Origin of the sequence: Pseudomonas sp. BP8 (assembly GCF_017875955.1) — a bacterium.
Classification (GTDB): domain Bacteria; phylum Pseudomonadota; class Gammaproteobacteria; order Pseudomonadales; family Pseudomonadaceae; genus Aquipseudomonas.
Map to the genome: position 1 here is coordinate 1,536,808 of NZ_JAGINK010000001.1, position 13,686 is coordinate 1,550,493.

General features: G+C 65.2%; 10 protein-coding genes. All 10 read right to left on the reverse strand.

The genetic code is table 11. From position 1 onward, the window contains the following. Positions 1-89: 89 nt before the first annotated feature. A complete protein-coding gene (locus J3B00_RS06690; RefSeq protein WP_209865826.1) occupies positions 90-1,502 on the reverse strand; it encodes a heavy metal sensor histidine kinase in 1,413 nt (470 codons plus the stop codon). Continuing rightward, positions 1,477-2,151, reverse strand: a complete 675-nt coding sequence (locus J3B00_RS06695) for a heavy metal response regulator transcription factor (protein ID WP_209865829.1) — start codon at positions 2,149-2,151, stop codon at positions 1,477-1,479. The genes J3B00_RS06690 and J3B00_RS06695 overlap by 26 nt, the downstream gene beginning before the upstream one ends. 9 nt (positions 2,152-2,160) lie before the next feature. Beyond that, positions 2,161-5,253, reverse strand: coding sequence for a multidrug efflux RND transporter permease subunit (locus tag J3B00_RS06700; protein ID WP_209865832.1), 3,093 nt, complete (start codon positions 5,251-5,253; stop codon positions 2,161-2,163). Next, positions 5,250-6,413 carry an efflux RND transporter periplasmic adaptor subunit gene (locus tag J3B00_RS06705; RefSeq protein ID WP_209865835.1) on the reverse strand — a complete coding sequence of 388 codons (1,164 nt, stop codon included), beginning with the start codon at positions 6,411-6,413 and terminating at the stop codon, positions 5,250-5,252. The genes J3B00_RS06700 and J3B00_RS06705 overlap by 4 nt, the downstream gene beginning before the upstream one ends. A gap of 186 nt (positions 6,414-6,599) precedes the next feature. Then, positions 6,600-7,334 carry a YkgJ family cysteine cluster protein gene (locus tag J3B00_RS06710; RefSeq protein WP_209865838.1) on the reverse strand — a complete coding sequence of 245 codons (735 nt, stop codon included), beginning with the start codon at positions 7,332-7,334 and terminating at the stop codon, positions 6,600-6,602. Continuing rightward, positions 7,335-7,643 carry a hypothetical protein gene (locus J3B00_RS06715; protein WP_209865840.1) on the reverse strand — a complete coding sequence of 103 codons (309 nt, stop codon included), beginning with the start codon at positions 7,641-7,643 and terminating at the stop codon, positions 7,335-7,337. It abuts the gene before it with no gap. 143 nt (positions 7,644-7,786) lie between these two features. Beyond that, on the reverse strand, positions 7,787-8,686 hold the full coding sequence (locus J3B00_RS06720; protein ID WP_209865843.1) for a chemotaxis protein: 900 nt from the start codon (positions 8,684-8,686) through the stop codon (positions 7,787-7,789). Between the two features lie 162 nt (positions 8,687-8,848). Then, positions 8,849-10,033, reverse strand: coding sequence for an HlyD family type I secretion periplasmic adaptor subunit (locus J3B00_RS06725; protein WP_209865846.1), 1,185 nt, complete (start codon positions 10,031-10,033; stop codon positions 8,849-8,851). Continuing rightward, on the reverse strand, positions 10,030-12,198 hold the full coding sequence (locus J3B00_RS06730; protein WP_209865849.1) for a type I secretion system permease/ATPase: 2,169 nt from the start codon (positions 12,196-12,198) through the stop codon (positions 10,030-10,032). Before J3B00_RS06730 ends, J3B00_RS06725 begins: the two co-directional genes overlap by 4 nt. Next, a complete protein-coding gene (locus tag J3B00_RS06735) occupies positions 12,195-13,628 on the reverse strand; it encodes a TolC family outer membrane protein (protein ID WP_209865852.1) in 1,434 nt (477 codons plus the stop codon). The genes J3B00_RS06730 and J3B00_RS06735 overlap by 4 nt, the downstream gene beginning before the upstream one ends. Positions 13,629-13,686: the final 58 nt, after the last annotated feature.

Sequence of the window (13,686 nt, forward strand, 5' to 3'; positions counted from 1 at the left end):
GGGCTAAGTTAGTCCCAATAACATCGCAGAAACAGCGCTTGGCGGGATAAGCACTGTTGCGCAAAAGGTAAGGATACGCGTCGAAAAGTTCAGAGTTTGCCCGCAAACCCGCGTGTTTGAGCGTTTGGCAGGCAAATACCGAACGTGTTGGCGCCACCCGTGCTACGCACGAAGACACTGCCGCCGTGCATCAGCGCGATGGCTTTGACGATCGCCAGGCCCAGGCCGTGGTTACTGCCGCCGTGGTTGCTGCGCGCAGCGTCGACCCGGTAGAAGCGTTCGAACAGCAGGGCCAGGTGCTCGTCGGCAATGGTCGGGCCGGGGTTGCTCACGGCGATGCTGACCTGCTCGGGCCCGGCCTCGATGTGCACCGCGATGACCTGGTGGGGCGCGGTGTGCTGCACGGCGTTGTTCAGCAGGTTGATCAGCGCCCGGCGCAATTGGGCTTTCTCGATCGGTGCCAGGGCATCACCGCAGACCGTGACTTGCACCTGCGCGTCTTCGAGGATGTAGTCGAGGTAGTCGAGGGTGGTGGCGACTTCTTCGGCCAGCGAAGCCTGGGTCAATGCAGTGGCCTTGCTGCCTTGATCGGCGCTGGCCAGGAACAGCATGTCGTTGATGATGCTGCGCAGGCGCTCGAGCTCTTCCAGGTTCGATTGCAAGACCTCGAAGTAGTGCTCGGCACTGCGGCCGCGGGTCAGGGCCACCTGGGTCTGACCAATCAGATTGGTCAGCGGAGAACGCAGCTCGTGGGCGACATCGGCGTTGAACGCCTCGAGCCGCGAATAGGCCAGGCTGACCCGATCCAGCGCGGCATTGAAGGCGTTGGCAAACTGCGCCAGCTCCGGTGCCAGCGCCTGGGTTTGCAGCCGCCCGTCCAGGCGAGGCGGAGCCAGGGCCTGGGCTTCGTTGGACAACGCCAGCAACGGTCGCAGGCCGATCCGCGCGACCCAATAACCCAGCACAGCCGCCAGCAGCACGCCGAGCACCGCCAGGCCGACGATGGCCACCAGCAGGCTGTGCTGGGCCTGCCAGAACGTCTCGGTATCGATGCCGATCATGAAGTGCAGTGCCGGCCGCTCCCCCAGCGCGGGCAGCTCGCTGACCAGCACTTTGTACGGGTAGGGGCTGTCGGCCAGACGCAGGTCGCGCATGCCCTGTGGGCCTTCGGCGAGCTGACGCAGCTGCTCGGTGGGCTGGCCGTACTCGAAGGTCGGGTCGCTGCTGACCACCCAGAAGCGGATGCGCCGGTCTTCTTCAGCGAGCAGGTTCAGCTTGTTGTGGATCTTGGCCCAGTGCTCGGCGTTACCGAAGCGGTTGAGGGTCGACTCGAGCACGCTGTAGCGCGCGTCCAGTTCGGCGGCCGGCAGCAGGTCGAGGCTGCGGTCGACCTGGCGGTACAGCGCCGCGCCGATCAGCAAAAATACCGCCATCGCCACCAGCATGAACAGCGCCGCCAGGCGCAGCGCGATGGAGTTAGCCGGCACGGTTTTCCAGAACATAGCCCATGCCTCGAATGGTATGCAGCAGCTTGTTTTCAAACGGCCCGTCGAGCTTGGCGCGCAGGCGTTTTATGGCGACCTCGACGACGTTCGCGTCGCTGTCGAAATTGATGTCCCAGACCAGCTCGGCGATGGCCGTCTTGGACAGGATCTCGCCTTGGCGCCGCGCCAGCACGCTGAGCAGCGAGAATTCCTTGGCGGTCAGCTCCAGGCGCAGGCCGGCGCGGCTGGCCTTGCGGCTGATCAGGTCGATCCACAAATCGCCGACCTGCACCTGCAACGGCTCGTGGCTGCTGCTGCGGCGGGTCAGGGCCTGCAGGCGGGCGACCAGTTCGAGAAACGAGAACGGCTTGCCGAGGTAGTCGTCGGCGCCTTCGCGCAGGCCGCGGATGCGGTCTTCGACCCGCTCACGGGCGGTCAGCATGATCACCGGCGTCTGCTTGCGCGCGCGCAGCGCACGCAGCACGCCATAGCCGTCCAGGCCCGGCAGCATGACGTCGAGGACGATCACCGCGTAGTCGCCTTCGAGGGCCATGTGCAGGCCGTCGATACCATCGCGGGCGAGGTCGACGGCAAAGCCTTGTTCACTCAGGCCACGGTGCAGGTAGTCGGCGGTTTTTTCTTCGTCTTCGATGATCAGTACACGCATGCTTTTGTCTCAACTGGCGTTCGGCGCGGCCGCAACGGCGGGCTGGCGGCGATGGAACAGACGCTCCAGGGCCAAGTATATGACCGGCGTCGTGAACAGCGTCAGCGCCTGGCTCACCAATAATCCGCCGACCACCGCGATGCCCAGCGGCTGGCGCAGTTCGGCGCCGGTACCAAAGCCGAACATCAGCGGCACCGCGCCGAGCAGGGCGGCCAGGGTAGTCATGATGATCGGCCTGAAGCGGGTCAGGCAGGCCTGGTGAATCGCCTGCTCGGGGGTCAAGCCATGCTGGCGCTGGGCGTCCAGGGCAAAGTCGATGAGCAGGATGCCGTTCTTCTTGACGATGCCGATCAGCAGCACCACGCCGATCAGGCCCATGATGCTGAAATCCTGGCCCATCGCCCAGAGCAGGATCAGCGCCCCGAGCCCGGCCGAGGGCAGGGTGGAGATGATCGTCAGGGGGTGGACGAAGCTCTCGTAGAGCACGCCAAGGATGATGTACACCGCTACCAGTGCAGCGAGGATCAGCCACGGCTGGCTCGACAGCGAACTCTGGAACGCCTGCGCTGCGCCCTGGAAGTTGCCACTGATCGAGTCGGGCATGCCCAGTTCGCGTTGGGTCTGTTCAAGGATGCGCACGGCATCCCCGAGGGCCACGCCTGGGGCCAGGTTGAACGACAGGTTGGCCGCCGGGAACAGCCCGTCATGGGCGATCGACAGCGGCCCGGTACTGGGCGCGGCAACGTGGGCCACGGCCGACAGCGGCACCATGTCGTTGCTCAGCGGCGAGCGCAGGTAGAAGTAGTTGAGGCTCTCGGCCTTGCCGCGCTGGCGCGCGTCCAGTTCGAGAATCACTTTGTACTGGTTGGTCTCGGTCTGGAATTCGCTGATCTGGCGTTGGCCGAAGGCGTCGTACAGCGCTTGGTCGATGTCGTTGGTGGTCAAGCCGAAACGCGCGGCGGCCTGGCGGTCGATGTCGATCCGGGTGACGCTGGCCCCCAGCTGCAGGTCGTTGGACAGGTCGCGCAGGGCCGGGTTTTCGCGCAGGCGCTCGGTCAGGCGCTGGGTCCACAGGTTGAGCGCGACACCGTCGTTGCTCTTGAGCACGTACTGGTACTGGGTGCGCGACGGGCCGGAGCTGAGGTTGATGTCCTGGCCAGCACGCATGTACAGCACCACCCCGGGGATCTGGGCCAGCTTGGGCCGTAGCCGATCGATCAGCTCACTGGCCGAGACGTCGCGCTCGCCGCGCGGTTTCAGCGCGATCCAGAAGCGGCCGTTGGCGATGGTCTGGTTGTTGCCGGTCACCCCCACGGCATGCGAGAAAGCGCGTACCGCGGGGTCGGCGCCGATGACCTTGGCCAGTGCCTGGTGTTTGTCGATCATCGCCGGGTACGAGACGTCGGCCGCAGCCTCACTGGTACCAAGGATGAAACCGGTGTCTTGCAGCGGGAAGAAGCCCTTGGGGATCGCTACGTAACCGACCACGGCCAGCGCCAGGGTCAGGCCGAACACGGTGAGGGTCAGGCGCTGATGGGCGAGGGCGCGGTTCAGGCCTTTCTCGTACCAGCGCACCAGGCGCTCGCCGAAGCCATCCTGATGCGCCTTGGGCGCCTGGCGCATGAACAGCGCACAGAGTGTCGGCGCCAGGGTCAGCGACACCACCACCGAAATCAGGATGGTCGAGGTGGCGGTCAGGGCAAACTCCTTGAACAGCCGGCCAACCACCCCGCCCATGAACAGCAGCGGAATAAAGGCGGCGATCAGCGAGAAACTGATCGAGATTACCGTGAAGCCGATTTCACCCGCGCCCTTGATCGCCGCGGTGCGGCTGTCGTCGCCGGCCTCCAGGTGACGGTGGATGTTTTCCACCACCACGATGGCGTCATCGACCACGAAGCCCACCGAGATGACGATGGCCACCAGGGTCAGGTTGTTCAGGCTGAAACCGAAAATGTACATCAGGGCGCAAGTGGCGATCAGCGATACGCCAAGCACGCTCGACACCACCAGGGTCGCCGACCACTGGCGAAGAAACAGTGCCATCACCCCGATGACCAGGATCACCGCGATCAGCAGGGTCAGCTCGACCTCGTGCAGCGAGGCGCGGATGGTCTGCGTGCGGTCCTGCAGCACCGACACCTCGACCGAGGCCGGCAGCATCTCTTGCAGCCGTGGCAACGCTTCGAGCACGCGGTCGACGGTCTCGACGATGTTCGCCCCTGGCTGGCGGAACACCACCAGGTTGAGCCCTGGCTGATCGCCGGACCATGACTTGACGTAGGCGTTCTCGGCGCCCTGAATCACCTTGGCGACATCCGACAGGTGCACCGGGGCACCGTCGCGGTAGGAGACAATCAGCCGAGCGTAGTCCTCGGGATGGAACAACTGGTCGTTGGCGGCAATCGTCGACACGCTGTGCTCGCCATACAACGCGCCCTTGGCCAGGTTGAGGCTGGTCTGCTGAACGGCCAGGCGCAGGTCGGCCAGGGTCAGGCCGATGGCGGCGAGTTTCTCCGGCTGGGCCTGAACGCGGATGGCCGGGCGCAGTTGCCCGGAGATGTTGATCAGGCCGACCCCGTCGATCTGGCTCAGCTGGCGCGCGAGGAGGGTCTCGGCGTAGTCGCTGAGTTCGTGCCCGGGCATTTGCGCAGAACTGACGGTAAGCACCAGCACCGGGCTGTCCGCCGGGTTGACCTTGCGCCAGGTCGGTGGGTTGGGCAGGTCCTGCGGCAGGCGCGAGGTGGCGGTATTGATCGCCGCTTGGACTTCCTGCGCGGCGGTGTCGATATTCTTGTCGAGGCTGAACTGGAGGATCAGGTTGGTCGAACCCAGCGCGCTGCTGCTGGTCATCTGGGTCATGCCGGGGATGGCGCTGAACTGCACCTCGAGCGGTGTTGCCACCGAGGAGGCCATGGTTTCGGGGCTGGCCCCAGGCAGTTGCGCGGTGACCTGGATGGTCGGGAAATCTGCCTCCGGCAACGGCGCCACCGGCAGGCGAGGGAAGGCGATGGCACCCAGCAGGACCAGGGCAAAGGTCAATAGCAGGGTGGCCACCGGATGGTCGATGCACCAGGCCGAGAGGCCATTGCGACTGTTCATGGCTGCGCCTTGTGGTCGGCCATCTCGGCGCTGCCGGGGGCATCGCCGAGCACTTCGACCCTGGCCCCGGGCTTTAGCCGCGACTGGCCGTCGAGCACCAGCGTGTCACCGGCCTTGACCCCGGCAATGATGTTCAGGGTGCTGTCCTGGAACAGAACCTTGACCGGCACACTGGTAACCTTGTCGCCGTCCAGGCGGTAGACGAAGTGGCCGTCGACACCGCGCTGGACCACCGGTGGCGGAACCACCAATGCGCGCTGGTCGAGCGCCGTCTGCAGCTTGATGGTCACCAGTTGGCCAGGCCAGAGCAGGCCGTCCTTGTTGTCGAACTCGGCCTTGACCCGCAGGGTGCCGGTGGTGGCTGAGATCTGGTTGTCGATCAACGCCAGGTAGCCTTCGCCGAGCAGGCGGCTTTCGCCTTCGGCATCGAGGTAGGCCTGGACGACGGCCGGGGTGGCAGCCGTGAGCAGTTTTTGCAGGGTGGGCAGCATCTGTTGCGGCAGGGCGAACTCGATGCCGATCGGGTCGATCTGAGTCACGCTGAACAGGCCCTGGGTATCGCTGGCACGCACCAGATTACCGGGGTCTACATTGCGAATGCCGACCCGGCCGGTTACCGGTGAGCGAATCTGCGTGTATGACAGTTGCACCTGGGCATTGGCGATGGCCGCCTGGTTACCCTTGCCGGTGGCCTGCAATTGCTTGACCAGCGCCTGCTGCTGGTCGAGGGTCTGCTTGGAGACGCCGTCGTCGCTGCTGAGCAGGCGATAGCGCTTGAGGTCGACCGCGGCGACTTGCAACTGCGCCTGGCTCTGGCCGAGCAGGGCGCGGGCCTGGTCGAGGCTGGCGCGGATCGAGCGGTCATCGAGGGTGGCGAGCAGGTCGCCCTGTTTGACCCATTGGCCTTCCTTGACCAGCACCTGGGTCAGCACCCCTTCGACCTGCGGGCGGATCTCGACGCTGTGCAGCGACAGCACCGAGCCGATGGCGCTGGCGTAGCGCGGCACGTCTTGCTCGGTGACGCTGATCACCCGTACCGGCACTGCGTTCTGGCTGCGGGCCACGGGTGCGGCCTGGCGCTGAGTCAGCCACCAGCCCAAGGCCACCAGCAGAATAATCGCCAGGGCGGCAAACACTACAGAGCGGGAGGAGCGTCGCATCAGGTCGGGCACCGGTGGGAAAACAGTGGGGTCTATGCAAGCTTATAGCGCTTTGATCGGGTCGGGAGGGTGACGCCTGGCTGACAGCGCTGACAGTTTCGGCAATTTAGCCGATCCCATACACCACTGTGACCGGGCTGGCCTCTTCGCGGGACAAGCCCGCTCCTACAGGATTGTGATGCCGCCCTAGAAGCCGATGTAGGCGTAATACACCGGCGTCTCGGTGGTCGTGTCAAGGCCATGCGCTGCAAGGCTTTCGGCCAGGTCAGGAGTCGCCACATGCAGGCTCCAGGCACTGCCCTGCTCAGCCAGCGTCTGCGCCAGTGCGCTGGCAAAAGCACCCATGTCGGGCAGATACGCGGTAAAGCCCTTGCCCTTGAGCGCACTGGTGGTCATGCCCAGCGCCTGGCAGATCGCAACCTTGGCCGCAATGTCGTCGCGGTCTGCCTGACGCGAGGCAGCGATCAGCGCGACCAGCTGCGGATCGGCCAGTACCTGGCCATGGATCAGCTCCGGACCCTGGCCCCAGGCTTCTGCCGGGCAATCCTTGTTTTCCGGGCGTAACGGCAGGTGCGGGTTGATCTCTGCCGGATAGATACGACAGACCAGCGGCCGCGTGTCGTAGATCGTGCACAGGTCGTGTTCGTCGAGGTTGCGACAGCGCCCCGGGTTGAACGCCGCAAACGTCACCGACACGCGCAGTTCGGCGGCGCCGCAACTGACCGGGTGCGAGCGGCCGTGAACATGCTCGCGTTGCTCGGGCGGCATGCCCGGGCCATCGGCGAGGAACCCTTCGATCAACACCACCACCTGGCCGCCCGCAGCGGCCCACTGGCGCGACTCAGCCAAGGTCAGCGGGACATGATGGCCGGTGCAGCATTTGCCACAGCCGGTGCAGGCAAAACGGATCGACTCGTTCACTCAGGCGCCCGGTTTCCACTCGCTGACGAAGGCCTGCTTGTGCTGGCGATCGTAAAGGCACAGCTCGGTGCCGGTGGCTCGCTTCATGTGCTTCTGCGGATAGACGCCTTCGATCAGCAAGACGCTGAAACCGACCCGGTCATCGAACTCGGCCGGCTTGCCACGGGCGTGGGCGTCCTTGAGCTGGCTGGCGGCCAGGCAGTCCTTGAGCATCTGTTGGCGATACTCGTTCCAGGCCTGACTGCTGGAGGCTTGCGCGACCCCGCTGAACAGGGCGCAGGCGATCAGGAGGTAGCGGGAAAACTTCATACACGGTACCGACAAAAGACAGCTGAAGGACATGAATTATGCCCCAGACATCCCAGGCATCAAGTCTGGGAGTTTGTCGCTGAATATATCAGCGTCGTCAGATTGTCCCTACTGACAAAAGCCATCGGGCCCCATAGCCAGCATCAGTGCTCGGCGAATACCACGCTGCGCGCTGCCGTCACCAGGCAATCGGTCAGGTCTGGCGAAGAGAACTTGGTCAGGATCGCATTGGCCCCTGCAGTCTTGGCTTTCTCGCTGCTCATGGCGCTGTCCAGCGAGGTGTGCAGCAACACATACAGGTGCTGGAAGTCCGGCGTTTCGCGCAGGGTGCGGGTAAACGCGTAGCCGTCCATTTCCGACATCTCGATGTCGGAAACGATGATGTTGATCTCCTTGTCGGTCCCTTGCAGTTCCAGCAGGACGTTGATCGCGTCTTTGGCACTGCGTGCGGTGTGGCAGTCGATGCCCAGGCCGCGCAGGGTATGCACGGACTGTTGCAGGGCCACGTGGCTGTCATCGACCACGAGAATATTGGCGGCGGCGAGCAAGCTGGCGTCTTCCTCGCTGAGAGCGCCGGGCTGCGCCTCGTGCGGCGGTGGTGCAATGGCGTGGATGACCTTTTCGATATCCAGCACCTGCACCAGGGCGTTGTCGACCCGGGTCACGCCGGTGATGAACGAGCGGTTGCCCGAGCCGAACGGTGGCGGCTTGATGTCGGTGCTCAGGCAATGGACGATACGGCTCACCGCCTGCACGTGCAGGCCTTGGCGCGAGCGGCTGATCTCGGTGACGATCAGGCAGCCGCCGTCGGGGTCGGCCAGTGGCCGCTCGCCGATGGCACGCGACAGGTCGATGACTGACAGCGAGTTGCCACGCAGGGTTGCCACGCCTTTGACGTGGGGGTGCGACTCGGGCAGCTTGGTCAGCGCCGGGCAGGTGATAATCTCGCTGACCTTGAGCAGGTTGATAGCCATCAGCTTGCCGCTACGCAAGGTGAAGAGCAGCAGGGACAACGAGTCCGCGCGGGCATTTTGCGTGGCCATGGGCAACCTTTGGGTCTGTTTGAAAAAGAGAGGATGCCAGGGTTATCGGCCTGCTGGAGCGAGGCTTTAGGCGGATTGTCGGGTGGATCTACCGGCCTCTTCGCGGGGCACGTCGGATCGCGAAGAGGCCAGTACTGGCAGGACAAAACCCAGCCCCGGCGATCACCGCTCGCGCAGCGCCTCCTTGGCCCGATTCAGCGGCTTGATCAGGTAATCGAGAATGGTCTTCTGCCCCGTGCGAATATCCACCGTGGCAATCATCCCAGGGACAATCGCAAAGCGTTTGCCGGCCTTGTTCTGCAGGCTGTCCTGTTCGGTGCGGATAAACACCCGGTAGTAGTAGATCTCCGGCTTGACCTCATCCTGCAAGGTATCCGGCGAGATCCCGACCACCTTGCCCTCCAGCCCGCCATACACCGAGTAGTCATAGGCACTGATCTTGACCTTGGCTGCCTGGTCAGGATGGATAAAGGCAATGTCCCGTGGCGCGATGCGGGTCTCGATCACCAGGCGCTCGTCCATCGGTACGATCTTCATCACCTGTCCGCCAGGTTGGACGACACCGCCCAGGGTATTGACCTCGATGTCCTTGACGATACCGCGCACCGGCGAACGCAGGGTCAGCCGGGTCAGTGAATCGTTGCGGCCACGGATCACCTGCGACAGGCTGTCGGCCTCGGCGCTGGCCTTGGCCAGGTCTTCGCGGGCGCGCACCAGATAATCCGAGCGTGCCTCGTTGGCCTTGAGCTCGAGCTCCGATCGCTGGCGGTTGAGGCGAATCACCTCGACCCTGCTCGATGCGCCCATCTTGGCCAGGTTCTCGGTGATCTTCAGCTCGCTGCGGACCAACCGCAGCGAGTCCTCGATCCCGGCCAGGGTCTGCTCCAAGCCTCGCCGCCGGGTCTGATAGAGCGCCTGCTCGGCCTCGATCAGGTCAGGCGAATCGTTCAGGCTGGCGGGGAAGGTCAGGGGCTTGCCGGTGACCTCCGCGCGCAACCGGCTGACACTGGCCAGCGCCGCGCGGTACTTGGCCTCGCTTTCGCCAACGCTGGAGGAGGTCTTGGTCGGGTCGAGCTGGGCGAGGATCTGCCCGCGCTCGACCAGATCGCCTTCGGCAACGTTCATGGCGGCGACGATGCCGCCTTCGAACGACTGGATCACCTGCTCACGCGAGCTGGGGATTACCTTGCCGGTGCCGGTCGACACTTCGACCACCTCGAACCACGCAGCCCAGGCCAGAAACAGCGCCAGCATGATTGCGCACACGCTGATCAGGCGACCGGCGCGCAACACCGCGTGGTCATCCTGGCCATCCAGATAAGAAGCCGGAAGTTGATCGGCACTCATGCTTTGGCTCCTTGACTCAAGCGCGCCAGAGCGGCGTCGCGGCTGTCGTCGATGATGATCCGCCCGCCATCGAGCACAATGATCCGGTCGACCCGCTGCAGCACACTCATGCGGTGGGTGGCGATCACCAGGGTGCGGCCCTGGCTGAAGCGCTCGAGGTTGTCGAGCAACCTGCGCTCGGTGACGTCATCCAGCGAGGCCGTTGGTTCATCGAGCAGTAGCACTTGCGGCTGGCGCACCAGCAGGCGGGTCAGCACCAACGCCTGGCGTTGGCCACCGGATAGCCCGGTGCCGCCCTCAAGCACCAGATGGTCCATGCCCTTGGGCAGTTGCCGGACGAACTCCAGCGCGCCGGTCGCGGCCAGCGCGGCCACCAGCTCCTGGTCGCTGGCCTGCCCCGCGCCAAGGGTGAGGTTCTCGCGCAGGGTGCCGTGGAACAGCCGGGCGTATTGCGGCAGCAGGCCGACGTCGCGGCGCAGATCGGCCGGGTCGAGGTGGGCGAGGGCGATACCGTCCAGGGTGATCTCGCCCTGGACCAGGTCCATCGCCCCGCCAAGGGCCTGCAGCAGGGTGGATTTCCCGGCGCCGTTGCGCCCCAGCACGGCGATGCGTTCACCCGGCTGGATGTTCAACTGGTTGATGCTCAAGGACGGCGGCGCCTCCGCGCTGTAGCGGAAGTTGGCCTGGCGCAACTGGTACTCGCCGCGGATGGCCGGCAGGTGCACGCGGGCTTCGCCTTCAGGGTGGTCCACCGGCGACTGCATGAGCTTGTCCAGCCCTTCGAGGGCGACCTTGGCTTGTTGCCAGCGGGTCAGCACGTGGGTCAGCTGGGCCATCGGCGCCATCATCCGCGAAGCCAGCATCGAGGCGGCTACCAGGCTACCGGTGGTCAGGTCGCCGGCGATGACCATCGGCGCACCGACCACGATCACCACGGCGAACACCGCGCCCTGGACGTTCTGGGTCCAGGTCACCAGGCCGTTGGTGAGGGTGCGCAGGCGCAGGTTGCTATGGGCGCAGGCGGCGTTGTACTGGTTCCACTGACGCTCGAAGCGCGCTTCGGCCTGCAGTGCCTTGATTTCATCCAGGCCCTGGATGCTCTCCACCAGCATGGCGTTGCGCAGCGCCGACTCACGCATCGAGGCGTTGGCCAGCCGCGCCAGCCGTCGCTGGGCGAGCAGGCCGGGCAGAATCATGGCGATCAGGGCCACCAGCGGAATGACCACCAGCACCCCGCCGATCAGCCAGAACACCAGCAGGAACAGCAGGAAGAACGGCAGGTCGGCCAGGGCGGTGGCGGTGCTTGAGGTGATCAGGTCGCGAATCTGTTCCAGCTCGCGCAACTGCGAGATGAACGAGCCGGTGGATTTCGGCCGCACCGAGTTGCGCAGGCGCAGCGCGTGGCCGAAGACCAGGTCCGAGATGCGCAGGTCGGCCCGCTTGCCGAGCAGGTCGGTGACCTTCAGGCGCAACAGGCGCATGCTGAAATCGAATATCAGGGCCAGTACCACACCGCCGAACAGCACATACAGCGTAGGCATCGATTCGGCGGGGATCACCCGGTCATACACCTGCATGGAGAACAGCACGCCGGCCAAGGCCAGCACGTTGGCCACCATCGAAGCGACCATCACCTGCCCGTAGGGGCGCAGGTCGCGCAGGACGATGCGGGCAAACCAGTGGCGGTCATAAGGCGCGGTGTAATCGTCGGTGCGCACATCGCGCAGTGGTCGTGCCGGGCGCAGCAGGGCAACCCGCACGATGCGCCCGGTGAGGGCCTCGCGCTCAATGCGTGAGGTCAGCCCTTGGTCGCCAGCGAACACCACCGCCAGGTCGTTTTGCTCGGTGACCGCTTCGACCACGGCCAGTTGCCCATCGTCGAGTTCGAGCACCATCGGTGTGCGCCATTGGCGCAGGCCCTTGGCATCGAAACGCACGAAACGCAGGGTCAGGCCGGCTTGGCGTGCCATGTGCCGGAGGATCTCATCCAGCGGCCGGGCGTCCTCGACCGCCGCCAGGCGAATGCGCTGCGGCGAGACGTCCAGGCGGTAGTGGTGGGCGACTTGCAGCATTACCTCCAGCCACGGCCCGAGATCGGCGCGCGGCGGCGGTGGTGCGGCTGCGGCCTGTTGCGGTTGCTGGGTCAGGTTGACGGCATCAGTCATGGTTGAATCTCCACGCCTTGCAGGCTGCGACCCTCAAGGCCAAAGGCCGAGCGCAGCGCACTGCTGTTGTACAGGCAATCGATGTCGAGTCGCAGCAGGTCGGAGCGGGTGCCAGCGAGCTCGAAGCGCGACTGGTAGATCTCCTGTTCGGCATTGAGCAGGTCGAGCAGGGGCCGGGTACCCAAGTCCAGGTATTGCCGGCCATAGAGCATGCGCGCTTCCTGGATGCTGACCTGGCGTGCCTCGAGCGAGCGCAGGCGTCGGCCGAGGCCCGCGGTCTGCGCCTTGGCTTCGGCCAGGCCGCGGCGTGCCTGCAGGCGCGCGGCGTCTTCGGCGGCATCGGCGGAGGTCAGTGCATGGCCGGCGGCGCGCGTGCGTGCGCTGATCGCCCCGCCTTGATAGATCGGTACTTCAAGGTTCAGGTAAATGCCGGCCTGGGTGCGGTCGAGCCGCGAGTTGTCGCGGTCGTACTCGTTGTCCAGGTAGTGGGTGAGTTGTGGCTGCAACGACAGGGTCGGGTAGGCTTCGGCCTTGGCCTGAGCCAGTTCGGCCTGGGACTGCGCACGCTGGGCCAGGGCCATCAATACCGCGGGCAAGCGATCATCGCCTTCCATCGAGCGCGTGCAGGCGCCTGATAGCTGCGCCGGTGGTTCCTCGGCCAAGGCCGGCGGCGAGATGCGCCCGAGCAACGCTGCGAGTGTCGAACGCCAGCGCTGATACTGCGCCTGGTATTCCTCGAAGGTCGCCCTGGCGCCTTCTACCCGCGACTCGGCCTGGACCGTGTCGGAGCGGGCACTGGCGCCCATGTCGCTGCGCTGGCGGGCCAGCCCGACGATGTCGCCGACGCCGCGGATCTGATCGCGGGCGATGACCATCAGCTGTTCGTAGCGGCGTGTCTCGATCCAGGCGTAGGCCGTGTCGCGGGCCAGTTCGTCGAGTACCAGCAAAATGTTGGCCTGGGCGCGTGCGGCGGCGGCGCGCGCAGCATTGACGGCGTAGTCGACTTTGCCAAAGTCGTACAGCATCTGTTTGAGCGACAGGTTGAAGGCCTGGCTGCCACGGTCGGCACCGTTGCCGGTGTCGTAGCCGGCGCGCACGCCGCCTGAAATCTGAGGGTAATAACCGGCACGGGCGACATTGATTCCTTCGCCCTGCTTGTAGAGGTTGCCGACTGCTTCGGCAAGGCTTGGGTGCCACTGCGCCGCGACCAGTACTGCCTCGTCGAGGCCGAGCCGGTCGCCAACCTCGGCGGACTGCCCGAGCGGCGCCCGCGCAGGCACGGCGTCGGGCGCATCGCGTAACAGCGATGGCCCGATTGTGCGCAGTTGGGGTTCGATGTCATCGGCCGCGAGGGCGGCCGGGTGAAGTTGGAAGGCCAGGAGCCCGAGGGCTCCAAGCAACAGCGGTGACAGCGGACAGCATCGCTTCACATCATTCCCTTACTGCTTGTTCGTCCTTGCCGCCGGGACGAATCCCGGCGGTGTGCAT